This is a genomic window from Pseudomonas sp. Pf153, from assembly GCF_001269775.1.
Taxonomy (GTDB): Bacteria; Pseudomonadota; Gammaproteobacteria; order Pseudomonadales; family Pseudomonadaceae; genus Aquipseudomonas; species Aquipseudomonas uvaldensis.
Genome location: NZ_LHVL01000008.1, coordinates 391,476 through 409,589, shown reverse-complemented (window position 1 = coordinate 409,589; position 18,114 = coordinate 391,476). Strand labels below are relative to the sequence as shown.

18 protein-coding genes are annotated in these 18,114 nt (G+C 60.9%); 6 read left to right on the top strand and 12 right to left on the bottom strand.

Features of this window, described 5'->3' with window-relative positions; genetic code table 11:
• Window positions 1–45: 45 nt before the first annotated feature.
• Window positions 46–492, top strand: a complete 447-nt coding sequence (gene cadR, locus AD666_RS04765) for a Cd(II)/Pb(II)-responsive transcriptional regulator (RefSeq protein ID WP_053148075.1) — start codon at window positions 46–48, stop codon at window positions 490–492.
• A 148-nt stretch (window positions 493–640) separates the two neighbouring features.
• Here cadR and AD666_RS04760 read toward each other — a convergent pair whose 3' ends face one another.
• From AD666_RS04760 to AD666_RS04750, 3 genes are all read right to left on the bottom strand, one after another.
• Window positions 641–1,612, bottom strand: coding sequence for a thymidylate synthase (locus AD666_RS04760; protein WP_053148072.1), 972 nt, complete (start codon window positions 1,610–1,612; stop codon window positions 641–643).
• 47 nt (window positions 1,613–1,659) lie between these two features.
• A complete protein-coding gene (gene lgt / locus AD666_RS04755) occupies window positions 1,660–2,469 on the bottom strand; it encodes a prolipoprotein diacylglyceryl transferase (RefSeq protein ID WP_053148071.1) in 810 nt (269 codons plus the stop codon).
• A gap of 68 nt (window positions 2,470–2,537) precedes the next feature.
• Entirely contained in the window at window positions 2,538–3,320 is a 783-nt protein-coding gene (locus AD666_RS04750) for a sulfite exporter TauE/SafE family protein (protein ID WP_053148176.1), read from the bottom strand.
• Between the two features lie 195 nt (window positions 3,321–3,515).
• Here AD666_RS04750 and AD666_RS04745 point away from each other — a divergent pair, with 195 nt between their 5' ends.
• Window positions 3,516–4,262, top strand: a complete 747-nt coding sequence (locus tag AD666_RS04745) for an NRDE family protein (RefSeq protein ID WP_053148069.1) — start codon at window positions 3,516–3,518, stop codon at window positions 4,260–4,262.
• 133 nt (window positions 4,263–4,395) lie between these two features.
• Here the strand turns inward: AD666_RS04745 and ptsP are convergent, their stop codons facing one another.
• Together ptsP and AD666_RS04735 are read right to left on the bottom strand one after the other, a co-directional pair.
• Entirely contained in the window at window positions 4,396–6,675 is a 2,280-nt protein-coding gene (gene ptsP, locus AD666_RS04740; protein WP_053148067.1) for a phosphoenolpyruvate--protein phosphotransferase, read from the bottom strand.
• A gap of 22 nt (window positions 6,676–6,697) precedes the next feature.
• Window positions 6,698–7,177, bottom strand: coding sequence for an RNA pyrophosphohydrolase (locus AD666_RS04735; RefSeq protein ID WP_053148065.1), 480 nt, complete (start codon window positions 7,175–7,177; stop codon window positions 6,698–6,700).
• Between the two features lie 155 nt (window positions 7,178–7,332).
• Between AD666_RS04735 and AD666_RS04730 the strand changes: the two genes are divergently transcribed.
• Window positions 7,333–7,989, top strand: coding sequence for an HAD family phosphatase (locus tag AD666_RS04730; RefSeq protein WP_053148063.1), 657 nt, complete (start codon window positions 7,333–7,335; stop codon window positions 7,987–7,989).
• 105 nt (window positions 7,990–8,094) lie between these two features.
• Here AD666_RS04730 and AD666_RS04725 read toward each other — a convergent pair whose 3' ends face one another.
• Together AD666_RS04725 and ilvA are read right to left on the bottom strand one after the other, a co-directional pair.
• A complete protein-coding gene (locus AD666_RS04725; RefSeq protein WP_053148061.1) occupies window positions 8,095–8,523 on the bottom strand; it encodes a DUF2269 domain-containing protein in 429 nt (142 codons plus the stop codon).
• 38 nt (window positions 8,524–8,561) lie between these two features.
• Entirely contained in the window at window positions 8,562–10,076 is a 1,515-nt protein-coding gene (gene ilvA, locus AD666_RS04720) for a threonine ammonia-lyase, biosynthetic (RefSeq protein WP_053148059.1), read from the bottom strand.
• Between the two features lie 137 nt (window positions 10,077–10,213).
• Between ilvA and rpiA the strand changes: the two genes are divergently transcribed.
• A complete protein-coding gene (gene rpiA, locus AD666_RS04715; RefSeq protein WP_053148057.1) occupies window positions 10,214–10,888 on the top strand; it encodes a ribose-5-phosphate isomerase RpiA in 675 nt (224 codons plus the stop codon).
• Window positions 10,889–11,046: 158 nt separating this feature from the next.
• On the opposite strand, the gene AD666_RS04710 is transcribed toward rpiA, so the two are convergent.
• The 4 genes from AD666_RS04710 to AD666_RS04695 all read right to left on the bottom strand — a co-directional run bounded on the left by AD666_RS04710 (window position 11,047) and on the right by AD666_RS04695 (window position 15,325).
• Window positions 11,047–11,961 carry an SdiA-regulated domain-containing protein gene (locus tag AD666_RS04710; protein ID WP_053148055.1) on the bottom strand — a complete coding sequence of 305 codons (915 nt, stop codon included), beginning with the start codon at window positions 11,959–11,961 and terminating at the stop codon, window positions 11,047–11,049.
• A gap of 117 nt (window positions 11,962–12,078) precedes the next feature.
• On the bottom strand, window positions 12,079–13,011 hold the full coding sequence (locus tag AD666_RS04705) for an SdiA-regulated domain-containing protein (protein ID WP_053148053.1): 933 nt from the start codon (window positions 13,009–13,011) through the stop codon (window positions 12,079–12,081).
• A 211-nt stretch (window positions 13,012–13,222) separates the two neighbouring features.
• Window positions 13,223–13,888 (bottom strand): fumarylacetoacetate hydrolase family protein, encoded by a 666-nt coding sequence (locus AD666_RS04700; protein WP_053148051.1) that lies wholly within the window; start codon window positions 13,886–13,888, stop codon window positions 13,223–13,225.
• Between the two features lie 42 nt (window positions 13,889–13,930).
• Entirely contained in the window at window positions 13,931–15,325 is a 1,395-nt protein-coding gene (locus AD666_RS04695; protein ID WP_053148049.1) for an FAD-binding oxidoreductase, read from the bottom strand.
• A 202-nt stretch (window positions 15,326–15,527) separates the two neighbouring features.
• On the opposite strand from AD666_RS04695, the gene serA reads away from it, so the two are divergent.
• The gene (serA, locus tag AD666_RS04690; protein ID WP_053148047.1) at window positions 15,528–16,757 is read left to right on the top strand and encodes a phosphoglycerate dehydrogenase; all 1,230 of its coding nucleotides are present in this window, start codon (window positions 15,528–15,530) and stop codon (window positions 16,755–16,757) included.
• Between the two features lie 199 nt (window positions 16,758–16,956).
• Here serA and AD666_RS04685 read toward each other — a convergent pair whose 3' ends face one another.
• Entirely contained in the window at window positions 16,957–17,382 is a 426-nt protein-coding gene (locus AD666_RS04685) for a DUF4399 domain-containing protein (RefSeq protein ID WP_053148045.1), read from the bottom strand.
• A gap of 134 nt (window positions 17,383–17,516) precedes the next feature.
• Between AD666_RS04685 and AD666_RS04680 the strand changes: the two genes are divergently transcribed.
• On the top strand, window positions 17,517–18,083 hold the full coding sequence (locus AD666_RS04680) for a transporter substrate-binding domain-containing protein (RefSeq protein WP_053148043.1): 567 nt from the start codon (window positions 17,517–17,519) through the stop codon (window positions 18,081–18,083).
• The last annotated feature ends 31 nt before the right edge of the window (window positions 18,084–18,114 follow it).

Genomic DNA, 18,114 nt, shown 5'->3' with positions numbered 1-18,114 from the left:
CCTGTAGCCACTATAGGGTCAAGCACTTATTCTGGAGGCTGCATGATGAAAATCGGAGAACTGGCCAGACTCACCGACTGCCAGGTCGAAACGATCCGCTACTACGAACGCGAGGGTCTATTACCGGAGCCGGCCCGCAGCGACGGCAACTACCGCGTCTACACCCAGGCCCATGCCGAGCGGCTGACATTCATCCGCAACTGCCGCACCCTGGACATGACCCTGGACGAAATCCGCAGCCTCCTGGCCCTGCGCGACAGCCCCCAGGACCAGTGCGAAAGCGTCAATGCACTGATCGACGAGCACATCCTCCACGTCAAGGCCCGCATCGACGGGCTGCTGGCCTTGCAGGCACAACTGATCGACCTGCGCCATCGCTGCGGTGAGGGACCGGACCTGGATCAATGCGGGATTCTGCAGCGCCTGGAAGTGAGCGGAGCGGTGGCGCCGGAGGTGGAGCATTCACATGTGGGGCGCAGTCACGGGCATTGAGTGCCCTTGCGCCGGAACTTGAAGGTCATGAAGATCCAATGTGGGAGCGGGCTTGCTCGCGAAGGCGGTGTATCTGACAAGATTCCTTTATCCGATACACCGCCTTCGCGAGCAAGCCCGCTCCCACAGAGATGGATAGCGGTGTGCTTCAGACCGCCATCGGTGCAGTCATCGGCGCATGGTGCTGGTAGCCTTCGAGGGAGAAGTCGCTCGGCTCCACCCGCTCCAGCCACTCCGGCTGGTAAACGCCGGTCTTGGCAAATTCCGGCACGCGTTCGGAAATCACCAGCCTGGGCATCGGGAACGGCTCGCGCTTGAGCTGTTCATTGAGCATGTCCAGGTGGTTTTCGTAGACGTGGGCGTCACCGATGAAGTAGGTGAACCAGCGCGGTGTGTAGCCGGTCAGGCGACCGATCAGGCTCAGCAGGGCGGCACCTTCGGTGAGGTTGAATGGCGTACCCAGCCCCAGGTCGTTGGAGCGGATGTAGAGGGTCAGGGAAATTTCCTTCGTCTCGACGTTCGGGTGGAACTGGTATAGCAGATGGCACGGCGGCAGGGCCATTTCATCGAGTTGGGCGCAGTTCCAGCCGTGGAACAGGATGCGCCGGCTGCCCGGGTCCTTGATGATGGTGTCGACGCATTGGCGCACCTGGTCGATGGCCTTGTACAGCACCACGTAGGCCTGGCCATTTTCCTCGCCTTCGGCGATTTGCCGGTAGCCCTGGGCCAGGGTCTGCTCGATGGCCGCCGGGTTGTTCAGGGGAATCTGCTTGTAGGCCGGCCACTTGCGCCACTGTACGCCGTAGATCTCGCCCAGGTCGTCTTCGCCCTGGCGGAACGGGTTGGCCAGCCACTGGGCGTTTTCATTGGCGTTCTGGTCCCAGACCTTGCAGCCCAGGGTGCGGAATTCGGCGGCGTTGTTGACCCCACGCAGGAAGCCGCACATCTCGCCGATGGCCGATTTGAAGGCCAGCTTGCGGGTGGTGATGGCCGGGAAGCCGTCCTTCAAGTCATAGCGCAGCATGGCGCCCGGGAAACTGATGGTGTTCACGCCAGTACGGTTGGCTTGCTTGGTGCCGTTCTTGATGACGTGGGCCACCAGATCAAGATATTGCTTCATGGGTTACCTGTGTCCTTGAACCCGGAGCGGCGCCCCGGGGTTCGAATTTAAGCCTTGGCCGCCGCTGCCGGCGCGCGGTGATAAGCCAGCCAGATCAGTACCAGTCCACCGATGATCATCGGCAGGCACAGTACCTGGCCCATGGTCAGCCAGTTCCAGGCCAGATAGCCGAGCTGGGCGTCCGGCACGCGGACGAATTCAACGATGAACCGGAAGATCCCGTAGAACAGCGCGAACATGCCCGACACCGCCATGGTCGGTCGCGGCTTGCGCGAGAACAGCCAGAGAATCAGGAACAATGCCACGCCTTCCAGGGCGAACTGATAAAGCTGCGACGGGTGGCGCGGCAACTGCGCCGGATCGCTGAACGGCGGGAAGACCATCGCCCACGGCACGTCGGTCGGCTTGCCCCACAATTCGGCGTTGATGAAGTTACCGATGCGCCCGGCGCCCAGACCGATCGGCACCATGGGGGCGACGAAGTCCATCAGCTCGAAGAACGACTTGTTGTTGCGCTTGCCGAACCAGACCGCCGCCAGCATCACGCCGATGAAACCGCCGTGGAACGACATGCCGCCCTTCCAGACCTCGAAGATCAGCGTCGGGTTGGCCAGGTAGGCGCTCAGGTCGTAGAACAGCACATAGCCCAGGCGCCCGCCGACGATCACGCCCATGGACAGCCAGAACACCAGATCGGACAGCTTCTCCTTGTTCCAGGTCGGATCGAAACGGTTGAGCCGGCGCGACGCCAGCAGCCAGGCGCCGCCGATGCCGATCAGGTACATCAGGCCGTACCAGTGGATTTTCAGCGGACCGATGGCCAGGGCCACCGGATCGATCTGCGGGTAAGGCAGCATGGACATTCCTCGTAAACGTCAAAAATACCCGGGCGACCCTGCCACCTCGGGATTAAGCCAGGATTGCGTCAGAACAGAAAACTTACGCCGACGCAGAACAGCAAGGCGGCGAACAGTCGTTTGAGCAAGCGCGGCGACAAGCGATGGGCCAGCCGCGCGCCGAAGCGGGCGAAGACCATGCTGGTCAGGGCGATGCCCAGCAGCGCCGGCAAATACACAAAACCGAGACTATGAGCCGGCAACAGTGGATCATGCCACCCCAGAATCATGAAACTTGCGGCACTGACCAAGGCAATCGGCAAGCCACAGGCCGAAGAGGTCGCCACCGCCTGCTGCATCGGCACACTGCGCCAGGTCAGGAACGGCACGGTCAGCGAGCCGCCGCCGATGCCGAAAATCGCCGAGGCCCATCCGATCACCGAGCCGGCCAGGGTCAGCCCGGCCTTGCCCGGTACCGTGCGGCTGGCCTTGGGCTTGAGATCCAGGCCCAACTGCGCGGCAACGATCAGGGCGAACACGCCGATGATCTTCTGCAGATGCGGGCCGGCAATCGCTTCGGCGGTGATTGCACCGAAACCGGCGCCGATCAGGATTCCCAAGGTCATCCAGGTGAAAATCGGCCAGCGCACCGCGCCTTTGCGCTGATGCTCGCGCACGGCATTGACCGAGGTAAAGATGATCGACGCCAGGGACGTGCCGACGGCCAGATGCGTCAACACCTGCGGGTCGAAGCCCTGCAAGGTGAAGCTGAACACCAGCACCGGGACAATGATGATCCCGCCCCCCACCCCGAACAGCCCGGCCAGCACGCCTGCGCAGGCGCCAAGCAGCAGATAGAGCACAAATTCCACCAGACTCTCCCCGCCCATCCCCGAAATAAGAGCGGCATGGTAACGGATCCAGGGCTCCAGGCTCTACTGAAGGCGATGGATGCCGGGGCGATGTGTGGGTAGAGTGACCCATGGAGCGGAACCTCTGTGGCGAGGGAATTAATACCCTCGCCACGAAAGCGGATTGTTCGGTTCATTTTTTTACAGGACGACCTGATGTGCCTGATCGTATTTGCCTGGCGACCCGGCCACGCCCAACCGCTGATCGTAGCGGCCAACCGCGACGAATTCTACGCCCGCCCGACCCTGCCCCTGGCGCAGTGGGAAGACGCGCCTGAGGTCCATGCAGGCCGCGATCTGGAGGCTGGCGGTACCTGGCTCGGCGTTGGCGCCGGCGGTCGCTTCGCGGCCCTGACCAACATCCGTGATCCGGGCCAGCTCCCGGCGCTCAAGTCCCGGGGCGAACTGGTGGCGCGGTTCCTCACTGGTCAACTGCCGATTGCCGACTATCTGAGCGAAGTTGTGCCCCGAGCTGCGGAATACGGCGGTTTCAATCTGTTGCTCGGCGACGGCACCGAGCTGTGGCACTACAACGCTCGCGATACGCGGCCCCAGCGCTTGGCCGAGGGCCTCTACGGTTTATCGAATGCCGGGCTGAACACGCCGTGGCCGAAACTGCTCAAGGCCCGAACGGCGCTGGGCGAGGTGCTGGACGATCCGCAGCCACAGGCGTTGCTGGCGCTGCTCAACGATCCGCAACCCGCGCCAGTCGCGGACCTGCCGGACACGGGCGTGGGATTGGCGACCGAGATGCTGCTGTCGAGCGTGTTCATTGCCAGCCCGGCGTATGGGACGCGAGCGAGTACGGCGTTGATCGTCCATGCCGATGGGACGCGGCACATGATCGAGCGCAGCTTCGGGCCGCATGGGGGGCATTTGGGGGAGGTGGAGATCAGGATTTAGTCTCGGGATGAAAGTGCTGGCCCCTTCGCGAGGGAGCCCGCTCCCACAGGGGACCTTCGGTTGTTCACAAGATATGTGTCCACCAAAGATCTACCGTGGGAGCGGGCTTGCTCGCGAAGGGGCTGTCGCTGATTCAGAGCGTCTTGTTCGAAGCCGGATTGATCATCCGTGCCAGCCCGAGGTTCTTCAGCGCCAGTTGCAAGGAGCTGTGGATCACCTGCGGGTTGTCGATGCTCATCACTTCCGCCAGCAGTTCCTGGGCCTTGCTCAGGTTGATCTGGCGCAGCATCCACTTCACTTTCGGCAAGTTGGTGGCGTTCATCGACAGGCTGTCGAAACCCATCGCCATGAGCAGCACCGCGGCCGCCGGGTCGCCGGCCATTTCGCCGCAAATGCTGACCGGCTTGCCTTCGGCATGGGCGTCGCGGACCACGGTCTGCAAGGCTTGCAGCACGGCCGGGTGCAGGTAGTCGTACAGGTCGGCCACCCGCGGATTGTTGCGATCCACGGCCAGCAGGTACTGGGTGAGGTCGTTGGAGCCCACCGACAGGAAATCCACCTGCCGTGCCAGCTCCTTGGTCTGGTACACCGCCGCCGGAATCTCGATCATCACGCCCACGGGCGGCATCGGCACGTCGGTGCCTTCGTCGCGCACTTCGCCCCAGGCCCGATGAATCAGGTGCAGGGCTTCTTCCAGTTCGTGGATGCCGGAGATCATCGGCAGCAGGATGCGCAGGTTGTTCAGGCCTTCGCTGGCCTTGAGCATGGCGCGGGCCTGAACCAGGAAGATTTCCGGGTGGTCGAGCGTCACGCGAATGCCGCGCCAGCCGAGGAACGGGTTCTCTTCCTTGATCGGGAAATAGGACAGGGCCTTGTCGCCGCCGATGTCCAGGCTGCGCATGGTCACCGGTTGCGGATGGAACGCGGCCAGTTGCTCACGATAGATCGCCAGTTGTTCCTTCTCGCTGGGGAAGCGCTGGTTGATCATGAACGGCACTTCTGTGCGGTACAGGCCCACACCCTCGGCCCCGCGCTTCTGTGCCCGGGCCACGTCGGCCAGCAGGCCGGTGTTGACCCATAATGGCATGCGATGGCCGTCGGGCGTCACGCAAGGCAGATCCCGCAGCGCATCCAGGCCCAGGGACAGTTGCTTTTCTTCCTCCACCACATCGGCGAACTGCTTGCGCAGCACTTCGCTGGGGTTGGTATAGACCTCGCCGTGGTAGCCGTCGACGATCATCTGGATGCCGTCGACCTTGGAGTACGGCAGGTCCACCAGCCCCATCACCGTCGGGATGCCCATGGCTCGCGCCAGGATCGCGACGTGGGAGTTGCCCGAACCCAGGACCGAGACCAGGCCCGCCAGCTTGCCTTCGGGCACTTCGCCGAGCATGGCCGGGGTCAGTTCTTCGCTGACCAGGATGGTGTTGTCGGGGTAGACCAGGGTCTGCTGGCGCTCCTGCTGCAGGTAGGCCAGCAGCCGGCGACCGAGGTCCTTGACGTCGGAGGCGCGCTCGCGCAGGTAGGCGTCGTCCATCAGTTCGAAGCGGTTGACGTGGTCGGTCACCACCTGACGCAACGCGCCCTGGGCCCACTGGCCGGTCTTGATGACCGTGGTCACCTCGCTGCCCAGGGAGGCGTCGTCGAGCATCATCAGGTAGACGTCGAACAATGCACGCTCTTCAGGGCGCAACTGTGTAGCGAGTTTTGCCGAGAGGGCGCGCATGTCGGCCCGCACGCCTTCGATGGCGGTCTTGAACAGCGCCAGTTCGGCATCGATATCGCTGATGGCCTTGTCCGGCACCACGTCCAGGTCGGCGGGCGGCAACATGACCACCGCCGTACCCACCGCTGCGCCCGGCGAGCCCGGCACGCCGACGAACTTGGCTTCCTGGATGCCCTTGCCCTGGCGCCCCAGGCCGCTGATCGAGCCGGTGGCCTCGGCGTGGGCGATAACCCCGGCCAGTTGTGCGCTCATGGTCACGAGGAAGGCTTCTTCACCTTCGTCGAACTGGCGGCGCTCCTTTTGCTGGATGACCAACACGCCGACGACGCGGCGGTGGTGGATGATCGGTGCGCCGAGGAACGAGGCGTAGCGTTCCTCGCCGGTTTCGGCGAAGTAGCGGTAACGCGGGTGATCCGCGGCATTTTCGAGGTTAAGAGGCTCTTCACGCGTGCCGACCAGGCCGACCAGACCCTCATTGGGCGCCATGCTGACCTTGCCGATGGAGCGCTTGTTCAAGCCCTCGGTGGCCATCAGTACGAAACGGTTGGTCTCGGGGTCCAGCAGGTAGACCGAGCAGACCTGGCTGCCCATGGCCTCTTTGACGCGCAATACAATAATCCCCAACGCCGCCTTGAGATCCTTGGCGGCGTTAACTTCCTGGACGATCTTGCGCAGCGTATTGAGCATGGCTCGGGGTCGAACTCCGTCGTCAGTCGCGCGTCAGCAGGCGCGGGGCAAGCTCTTTGAGGGCGCGTCGGTACACCTCGCGCTTGAATGTCACCACCTGGCCCAACGGATACCAATAACTGACCCAGCGCCAGCCATCGAACTCCGGTTTACCGGTCAAATCCATCCGCACCCGCTGCTCGTTGGAGAGCAGACGCAGGAGAAACCATTTCTGCTTCTGGCCGATGCACAGCGGCTGGCTGTGCGTCCTGACCAGGCGTTGCGGCAAACGATAGCGCAACCAGCCACGGGTGCAGGCGAGAATTTCGACATCTTCGCGCTCCAGCCCTACTTCTTCGTTCAACTCGCGGTACAAAGCCTCTTCCGGCGTCTCCTGGGGGTTGATCCCACCCTGGGGAAACTGCCAGGCGTCTTGATTGATACGGCGAGCCCATAGCACCTGCCCAGCATCATTCGTAAGAATGATCCCCACATTGGGACGGAAACCATCGGGATCGATCACGGCAACAACCTCGCAAACGCATGTCGCCGCATTGTTCCACAAAGGTTGTGAAAGCAGCAACGAGCCTGACCACACTGGCCACTAGCTTATGTGCACTGGTGTGAAAAGTCCGTATTCTGGGCACCTTTCTTTAGAATTTTCAGCGAGTAACTGCAATGCGGCTGGCTTTATTCGACTTGGACAACACATTGTTGGGCGGCGACAGCGACCACGCCTGGGGCGATTACCTGTGTGAGCGTGGCTTCCTGGATGCCGTTACCTACAAGGCGCGTAACGATGAGTTCTACCAGGATTACCTGGCCGGCAAGCTCGACAACGCCGAGTACCTGAATTTTTGTCTGGAGATTCTCGGGCGCACCGAGATGGAAGTGCTGGCCCAATGGCATCTGGACTACATGCGCGACTGCATCGAGCCGATTGTGTTGCCCCAGGCCATCGAATTGCTGAAGAAACACCGCGACGCCGGCGACAAGCTGGTAATCATCACCGCCACCAACCGTTTCGTTACTGCGCCGATTGCCGAGCGCCTGGGCGTCGAGACCCTGATTGCCACCGAATGCGAGATGATCGACGGCCGCTACAGCGGACGCAGCACCGACATCCCTTGCTTTCGCGAGGGCAAGGTGACCCGCTTGAACCGCTGGCTGGAGGAAACCGGACATTCCCTGGAAGGCAGCTACTTCTATAGCGATTCGATGAACGACTTGCCGTTGTTGGAGGTCGTCACACATCCGGTGGCGGTGGACCCGGATCCGAATCTCAAGGCCGAGGCCGAGAAGCGCGGTTGGCCGGTGATTTCTTTGCGCGGCTGAGATTGCTATCGCGAGCAGGTTCGCTCCCACAAGGGTATTGCGTCGTTCACAAAACCCCTGTGGGAGCGGGCTTGCTCGCGAAAAGGGGCAACGCGGTTCCCGGCCCTAAACCGGCTTGGCCCCCATCAACCCCGCAATGGCAATCAGGCAGACAAAACCGAACAGCGCCAAGGCCAGCGTAAACCGGCCGTTGCCCGCCGCTGGCAACGTGCGCAGTCTGTTCAAGCGCACCAACAACCAGAACCCCGCCAACACCGCCACCGTGTAGAGCACGCTGGACGCCAGCAACCAGGTTTGTCCCAGCGGCCAGCCCACCAGATGCACCATCCACCAACCCGTGAACGGCATGCTCAACAGCGCCAGGCCCATCAATAGCCAGACGAACACCCGGGGGCGTTGCAAGGTTCGGGTATGAGCCATCGCATCCCCACGGCGCCGGGCGCGCCAGACCCAGACGGCCAGTCCCGCCGCGCCGATCAACAGCAGCGCGGTCGCCACGATATGGGTGATTCTGAGGGCGGTTAATGTTTCCATCGTTCGCTTCCTTATTGCTTGCCCTTGAGCGTAGTCCCTCAGCCAAGAAACAGCTGGTACGCCGGGTTATCGCTTTCATCCCAGTACGGATAACCGATCTGCTCCAGGGCAGCGGGGACCAGGTGGCGTTCATCGTGGGGAACCTGCAGCCCCGCGACCACGCGGCCATCCGCCGCGCCATGGTTGCGGTAGTGGAACATCGAGATGTTCCAGCGCCCGCCAAGCTTGTTGAGGAAGTTGAACAGCGCTCCCGGGCGTTCGGGGAATTCGAAGCGCAGGACCACTTCGTCGACGACATGTGCCGCGTGCCCGCCCACCATGTGGCGGATGTGCAACTTGGCCAGTTCGTTATCGGTCAGGTCCAGCACCGGGAAACCTTGCTCGCTAAGACTGGCAATCAGTGCGCTGCGCGGGTCGTTTTCCGGGTGCGTCTGCACGCCGACGAAAATGTGCGCCTCGCTGCCGGTGTTGTATCGGTAGTTGAATTCGGTGATCTGGCGCTTGCCGATGGCTTCGCAGAACGCCTTGAAGCTGCCCGGTTGCTCGGGAATGGTCACCGCGATGATCGCTTCGCGCCCCTCGCCCAGTTCGGCGCGTTCGGCTACGTGGCGCAGGCGGTCGAAGTTCACGTTGGCACCGGAGTCGATAGCAACCAGGGTCTGACCGCTGATGCCGCGCGATTCGACGTACTTCTTGATGCCGGCGACACCCAATGCGCCGGCAGGTTCGGTGATCGAGCGGGTATCGTCGTAGATATCCTTGATTGCAGCGCAGATCTCGTCAGTGCTGACGGTGATGACTTCGTCTACATGATGCTTGCAGATATCGAACGTATGCTGGCCGATCTGCGCCACGGCGACTCCGTCGGCAAACAGTCCCACGGTCGGCAGTACCACGCGTTCACCCGCTGCCAGTGCCGCTTGCAGGCAATTGGAGTCGTCCGGCTCGACACCGATGATCTTGATCTCTGGTCGCAAGTATTTCACATAGGCCGCGATGCCAGCGATCAGTCCGCCGCCGCCCACCGGGACAAAAATCGCATCCAGGCGCCCAGGGTGCTGGCGCAGGATCTCCATCGCCACCGTGCCCTGCCCGGCAATGGTGTGAGGATCGTCGTAGGGGTGAATGTAGACGTAGCCTTTTTCTTCGACCAGTTTCAAGGAATAGGCCAGGGCCTCGGGAAACGAGTCGCCATGCAAAACGACCTTGCCGCCGCGGGAACGCACACCTTCAACCTTGATTTCCGGTGTGGTCTTGGGCATCACGATGGTTGCTTTCACGCCCAGTACCTTGGCCGCCAGGGCCAGTCCCTGGGCGTGGTTGCCCGCCGAAGCGGTGACCACGCCGCGTGCACGCTCTTCATCGCTGAGCTGGGTCAGTTTGTTGTAGGCCCCGCGAATCTTGAACGAGAACACCGGTTGAAGGTCTTCGCGTTTGAGCCAGACGCTGTTACCCAGCCGCTCGGAAAGCTGGCGGGCGGTCTGGAGCGGGGTTTCCACGGCCACGTCGTAGACGCGCGAGGTGAGGATCTTTTTGACGTACTGTTCGAGCATCGGAAAGCATCACTGGGCGGGTTGGGCAGGGCCAAGGAGTCTAACCCGGCTTTTGGCCGGGCGACCACACGAATCCCGAGGTTTTGTTGGGTTATACTCGCGCCCCTCTCTACTCCCAGCCCGTTTCCGGAGCCAGCATGACCCAGGATCAACTCAAACAGGCCGTGGCCCAGGCCGCCGTCGACCTCATCCTTCCCAAGCTGGATGACAAGAGCATCGTCGGGGTCGGCACCGGCTCGACGGCCAACTGCTTCATCGACGCGCTGGCGCAGCACAAGGGTGCGTTCGATGGCGCGGTCGCCAGCTCCGAAGCCACCGCCGCACGCTTGAAGGGCCACGGGATCCCGGTGTACGAGCTCAACACCGTGAGCGACCTGGAGTTCTATATCGATGGCGCCGATGAAAGCGATGCGCACCTGAACCTGATCAAGGGCGGCGGCGCAGCCCTGACGCGGGAGAAGATCGTCGCGGCCGTGGCCAAGACCTTCATCTGCATCGCCGACGCCAGCAAGCTGGTGCCAGTGCTGGGCACATTCCCGTTACCGGTGGAAGTCATCCCGATGGCCCGCAGCCATGTGGCCCGTCAACTGGTGAAGCTGGGCGGCGACCCGGTGTATCGCGAGGGCGTGCTGACCGATAACGGCAACATCATCCTGGATGTGCATAACCTGCAGATCACCAACCCGGTGGAGCTGGAGAGCCAGATCAACACCATCGTCGGCGTGGTCACCAACGGTCTGTTCGCGGCGCGCCCGGCGGATGTGTTGCTGCTGGGGACGGCGGAAGGGGTGAAGACCCTGCGTGCGGAGTAAGCCACGGCTGCCATTTATTGGCTGCGCTCAAAATCCTGTGGGAGTGGGCTTGCTCGCGAATGCGGTGGGTCCAGTCGGTAGATTTGTTGCCTGCTCCAGCGAGTTCGCGAGCAAGCCCGCTCCCACAGTGGAAACCGTGTGGGCTCATGGTTCGTGGGTCAGCGTTGTGGTTTCTTGAACACGTAAAACAGATTCGGCTCGCTCACCACATACAGGGTGCCGTCATCGTCCATGGCGAGCCCTTCGGCCTGGGGCACGGTTTTCTGCAAACCCTGGCGGCCCTTGCTCAACGACAACGTGCTCAACGGCCGCCCGTCGATATCCAGCTCGATAATCAATCGGGATTCATCGGACAGCGCCAGCAGATGGCCGCTGCGTTCATCGTATTGCAGGCTCGATAGGTCGCGTACGAACAGCCCGGCATCACGCTTGGGGTTATTGATGACGTGAACCGCATAGGACTTTTCCGGTTTATGGTGAGGAAATCCCTGCACTTCATAAATCAGCATCGGGTCGCGTTCCTTGGCCACGAACAGCCGCTTGCCCACGGAATCGTAGGCCAGCCCTTCGAAGCCCTTGTTGCCGCTCATGTGCACGCCCAGGGTCATCTGTTCGGCGTCGGCCGCATCGAGGAACCGAGTGTCTTCGTCCAGATGGATCTTGATCAGGCGCTGCTGGCGTTCGTCACTGATGACGTAGGTGTTTTCACTGATGAATTCCACCGCTTCCGGATCACCAAAGCCGATCAGCGCCATGCGCCGCAGGATTCTGCCGTCCAATGACAGCTCAATCAGTTCGGCATTCTTGTTGGTGACGGTGAACAGGCTTTTGCGGACCGGATCGAACGTCAGCGCCGAGACATCGTCGTTCAGCCCCTCGATAACCTGTGCTTCCACGGTCACCCGGTATTGATCCAGGGCAATGGCTTGTTCATTGGTGGGCTGCCAGAGGGTGTTGAGATTGAACCAGGCGCGCTCGAACAGGCGCAGATACTGGCCAGCCGCGATCAGGAGGATCAGAGCGGTCGCCAGCAGAATCAGGATCAGGGGTTTGGGGCGGACAAGTCGGCGCATGTGGGTGGCTCGGATAAGAACAGGTGGCTGGAAATACCACGACTGCCTGAACTGAAGCTTAATGGCGGTATGCCACACCCTACAACGAAGGAAGAATCGCCTTACAGAGTCAGCTGATCAGCGTTGTTTTTCGAAACGATAGAACAGGTTGGGCTCGCTGACCATGTACACGTTGCCCGCCTCATCCACGGTGACGCCTTCGGCGCGGGGAATGGTGTCTTTCAATCCATTGAAGCCACCCAGCAAGGTCATGAAACTGGCCTGCTCGCCTTTTTCATCCAACTCCAGCAACAGGTGGGAGTCGGACGAAAGTACCAGCATGTGACCGGTCCGGGGATCGATCGCCAGCGCCGAAAGGTTGCGCAGGTCCAGTTCATTGCTGACATGGATCTGCTTGTCGCCTTTGAGCAACTGGCTGCCATCGCTCTTCCAGGTGAACAACGCCGGCGGACGCTCTTCGCCCAATACCAGTTGGTGGTTGCCTGGATCCCAGGCCACCGCTTCGAATCCCTTGTTCTGGTTTTTTGAAGGCCCGAGGTCGTACCGAGGGAAATCGGCAATGTTCAGCTCGCGGGTATCGGTGTCGACCCGAATGATCGACAGGGTATGCGAGCGCTCGTCGGTAATGGCCAGCAGCCCGTTGCCCATGGATGTCACGCCTTCGGGGTTATCCCAACCCACCAATGGCATCTTGCGCAGTACGTCCCCCTGCAACGACAGTTCCACCAGGAATGCATGCTTGCCCATGACGGCAAACAGGGTCTTGGTTTGCGGGTCGTAGGTTACATCGGAGGCTTCATCTTTCTCCATGCCTGGTAGCGGCTTGGCATCGATCACGGCGCGGTAGTCGGGCAGCCAGACGCTTTCCTGGCGTTGGGCGGGGCTTTGGAAATGTTCCGAAAGCCAAAGCAAACCCCGATCATCCCAATGCATCGCAAACGCCAGGCCATAAGCCGCAGCCATTGCCAGCAGTGACCAGGCATACCAGGGCAGGGCAAAACGAGAGCGGCGGGCAGGTTTGACGCGGGGCAGGGCTTGGGTCTTGGCCATCGGGGGATGCGTTCCGGATGATTCGGGCTGGGAATGGTTGGCTCAGATGCCGCATTCCCCGGAATTATCCGGATGGCATGTGAAAAAAACGGTAAAACCAGGAATGAGCTCCTCCAGCCCTGTGGAGCGAGCCTGCTCGCGATTGCGTTCTGACTGATAAATCGCTATCGCGAGCAAGCGCGTTCCCACAGAAAAGCCAGCGGCGTTGCCTTCAGCGGACGCTGCTTTCGAAGCGGCTCGCGCCTGGCAATTCCAGCACCAGTTCATCCCCCACATTCAACGGACCGACGCCCGCCGGGGTGCCGGTGAGGATCACGTCGCCGGCCTGCAGCGAGAAGCAGCCGGCCATGTACTGGATCATCGGCACGATGGGGTTGAGCATCAGGCTGCTATTGCCGTCCTGGCGTACTTCACCGTTGATGGTCAGGCGCACGGGAATGTCGGTCAGGTCGGCGAAGGTTGCGTTGGATACGAAGGGGGCGATCACCGCCGCGCCGTCGAAGGACTTGGCGATTTCCCACGGCAGGCCCTTGGCCTTGAGTTCGGCCTGTTTGTCCCGAAGGGTCAGGTCCAGCGCCGGGGCGAAGCCGGAGATCGCGTCCAGCACTTCTTCGACACTGGGCCGGGTCGACAATGGCTTGCCGATCAGCACGGCGATTTCAGCTTCGTAATGCACCGAGCCGCGTTCCACAGGAATGCTGAAACCGCCCTCCAGCGGTACCACGCAGCTGCCTGGCTTGATGAACAGCAAGGGTTCGGTGGGCACCGGGTTATCCAGTTCCTTGGCGTGCTCGGCGTAGTTGCGGCCGATGCAAACGACTTTCCCGACTGGAAAATGGATGCGGGTACCGTCGACGTACTGGTGCTGATAACTCATTACCGACTCCTTTTCCTGGAATTCATCAGGTGTTCATACACATCAAATCGCGAAAATTTTGCCTGGATTCATGATGCCGTTCGGATCGAATACGGCCTTGATGGCTTTCATGTATTCAATCTCCGCTGGCGAGCGACTGTAGGTCAGGTAATCGCGTCTGGTCATCCCCACGCCGTGTTCGGCGGAAATCGAGCCGTTGTACTTCTCGACGATTTCAAAAACCCATTTGTTCACCGTTGCGCACTTGGTGAAAAATTCGTCCTTGCTCAGGTTGTCCGGCTTGAGGATGTTCAGGTGCAGGTTACCGTCGCCGATGTGACCGTACCAGACGACTTCGAAATCCGGATAGTGCTGGCTGACGATCCCGTCTATTTCCCGCAGGAACGCCGGGACTTTTGAAACCGTCACCGAGATGTCGTTCTTGTACGGGGTCCAGTGGGAAATGGTTTCCGAAATGTACTCGCGCAATTTCCACAGGTTCTGCAGCTGGGTTTCGCTCTGGCTCATCACGCCGTCCAGTACCCAGCCCTGTTCCACACAGTGCTCGAAGGTTTCCAGGGCCTGGTTGGCGACTGCTTCGGTGGTGGCTTCGAATTCCAGCAAGGCGTAAAAGGGGCATTCGGTTTCGAACGGCGCCGGCACGTCGCCACGGCCTAGGATTTTGGCCAGAGCCTTGTCGGAAAAGAACTCGAACGCGGTCAGGTCGAGCTTGCCCTGAAACGCATGGAGCACAGGCATGATCGAGTCGAAATCCGGCGTTCCGAGCACCATGGCCGTCAGGTTTCTCGGCGCCCGGTCCAGGCGCAGGGTGGCTTCGACCACGAAACCGAGGGTGCCTTCGGCACCGATGAACAGCTGTCGCAGGTCATAGCCGGTGGCGTTCTTGATCAAGTCCTTGTTCAATTCCAGCAGGTCGCCCTTGCCGGTCACCACCTTTATCCCTGCGACCCAGTTGCGGGTCATGCCGTAGCGAATGACCTTGATTCCGCCGGCATTGGTGCCGATATTGCCGCCAATCTGGCTCGAGCCGGCCGAAGCGAAGTCCACCGGGTAATACAGCCCGTGTTCCTCGGCCGTGTTCTGCAACTGTTCGGTGATCACCCCTGGCTGGCAGACGGCGGTGCGATCGGTGAGGTTGACGTCGAGAATCTGGTTCATGTAATCGAACGACACCACCACTTCACCGTTGGCCGCCACGGCCGCCGCGGAAAGACCGGTGCGTCCGCCCGATGGCACCAGGGCGATCCGGTGTTGGTTGGCCCAGCGCACGATGGCCTGGACCTGTTCAATGGTCTTGGGGAAAACGATGGCCGTCGGCGCCGGAGCGAAGTGCCTGGTCCAATCCTTGCCATAGGCTTCGAGGGAGTCGGCGTCGGTCAGAACCTTGCCGGGTTCGACCAGGGTCTTCAGCTCTTCTATCAGGACAGGATGGGTCATCGACAGAACTCTCGAACAATTCATGGTCACCCTGAGAACGCTTCATGTCGCAGAATGAGTGTTTACAGGTCGCATATGCTAGCATACCGCCCCCGTGGAACAGTGCCGAAGGGCGTTCTGCGGCGACGGCGGTCACGCCGGTCGGGCCAGCATTGAGCTGTCCGATTCCCTGCCATTTTTTCCGGGACACAGGTTTACGCAGATGAGCAAGACTTCTCTCGATAAGAGCAAGATCAGGTTCCTTCTCCTCGAAGGCGTCCACCAATCGGCTGTCGACGTCCTCAAGTCGGCGGGCTACACCAGTATCGAGTACATCACCAGTTCTCTGCCGGAAGCCCAGCTCAAGGAAAAGATCGCCGATGCTCACTTCATCGGCATTCGCTCCCGTACCCAGTTGACCGAGGAGATCTTCGACCACGCCAAGAAGCTGGTGGCGGTTGGCTGCTTCTGCATCGGTACCAATCAGGTCGACCTCGACGCGGCCCGTGAACGCGGCATTGCAGTGTTCAACGCGCCGTACTCCAACACCCGTTCCGTTGCCGAACTGGTGCTGGCCGAAGCGATCCTGCTGCTGCGCGGCATCCCCGAGAAAAACGCTTCCTGCCACCGTGGCGGCTGGATCAAGAGCGCGGCCAACTCCTTCGAGATCCGTGGCAAGAAGCTGGGCATCGTCGGCTACGGTTCGATCGGTACCCAACTGTCGGTCCTGGCCGAAGGCCTGGGCATGCAGGTGTTCTTTTACGACACCGTGACCAAGCTGCCATTGGGCAACGCCACCCAGGTCAATGACCTGCACGAGCTGCTGGGCATGTCCGACATCGTGACCCTGCACGTTCCGGAAACCCCGGCGACCCAGTGGATGATCGGCGAGAAGGAGATCCGCGCCATCAAGAAGGGCGGGATCCTGATCAACGCCGCGCGGGGCACCGTGGTCAAGCTCGAGGCCCTGGCCGAAGCGATCAAGGACAAGCACCTGATCGGCGCCGCCATCGACGTGTTCCCGGTGGAACCGCGTTCCAACGACGATATCTTCGAAAGCCCGCTGCGTGGCCTGGACAACGTGATCCTGACCCCTCACATCGGCGGCTCCACCGCTGAAGCCCAGGCCAACATCGGTCTGGAAGTGGCGGAGAAACTGGTCAAGTACAGCGACAACGGTACGTCGGTATCGTCGGTGAATTTCCCGGAAGTGGCTCTGCCGGCGCACCCTGGCAAGCACCGTCTGCTGCACATCCACGAAAACATTCCGGGTGTGATGAGCGAGATCAACAAGGTCTTCGCGGAAAACGGCATCAACATCTCCGGTCAGTTCCTGCAGACCAACGAGAAAGTCGGTTACGTCGTGATCGACGTCGATGCCGAATACTCTGACTTGGCGCAGGAAAAGCTGCAGCACGTCAATGGCACCATTCGTTGCCGGGTGCTGTTCTAACAAACAGCGCTGATGTGGATGACAGAAAAAACGGGAGCCCGCAGGGGCTCCCGTTTTTTCTTACTGGCACACACGGAATCTTGTGGGAGCGGGCTTGCTCGCGAACAGGCCGCTACATTCAACGAATATGTTGACGATACACCGCATTCGCGAGCAAGCCCGCTCCCACATGTAGGTCATCGTGTCCGGAAGGGCTCGGTTATTTCACATTGACCGTGATCTTCTTGGAAACAATGGGGGGATCGAACGGCATATGCCCGGAATCGCCCAGTTCCAGCTGCAAGGTGTGCTTGCCCGGTGTCAGCTTGATGGTGGCCTCGGTTTGCGCCTTGCCGAAGTGCATATGGTTGGCGTCGGTTGGAATCGGTGCGCCCGCGGGGGGAAGTTTGTCGACATCGATCAGCAAATGGTGGTGCCCGGTATTCTTGGTGATATCGCCCGCCGGGGCCAGGGCGATTTTCTTGACGCCGAACCTGACTTTGAACTCCTGAGGAACGGTGGCGCCGTCTTCCGGGGAAACGATGAACACTTCCGCGCCTTTGGGAGCAGGGGTCGCAGCTGTCGCCAGCATCGAAGTCCCCAACAACAGGCTGGCCAACACGGCACGTGACATAAAGCTTTTCATTTTTTTCTCCTGTTTTTTCCATGAAATCCGCAGGGTCGTGACAACTTCGTGACCATTCGTTGTCGAAGCCTGCGACAACCATAGCAAAGCGAGCCTGAAACGAGCGTCGCTTGTACAAATACCAAGGAGTGACCATGCGTTTGTTGCCTGGCCTGATTTGCCTGCTACCCCTTCTGAGCCCGTTGGCCCATGCCGAACTGATCGATGACGTCAACGACCGTGGCGAACTGCGCATTGCCCTCGAGGCCAATACTCCTCCATTCAACTTCAAGGAGGACGGCAAACTCACCGGCTTTGAAGTGGAACTGGGTCAGATGCTGGCCGGTGAGCTCGATGTGCGCGCCGACTTCGTGGTCACTGATGCCGCGGACATGTTGACCGGTGTAGAAAGCGGCAAATACGACGTCGCCATCAATCACATAGCAATGACCCCGGAACTGGCGGAACGTTTCGACACCAGCGCCACGTACGTCCAGCCGGATGCTCAAATGTTCGCGAGCCAGGATCAGGCGCAACGTCCCATGGTGCTGACGCAGTCTTTCCAGGCGCAGGAAAAACATGGACCGGCACCAAGCCTGGTGATTCCGTTCCAGAAGGGGAATCCGGCCTTCAAGGCCAGCCTGGACAATGCCCTGACGCGCATCAAGGATGACGGTCGACTGGAGCAGTTGTCGCAAAAATGGTTGGGCAAGCAGGAGTGACAGCACAGAGGGCCTGGCCTGTCACGCCTGC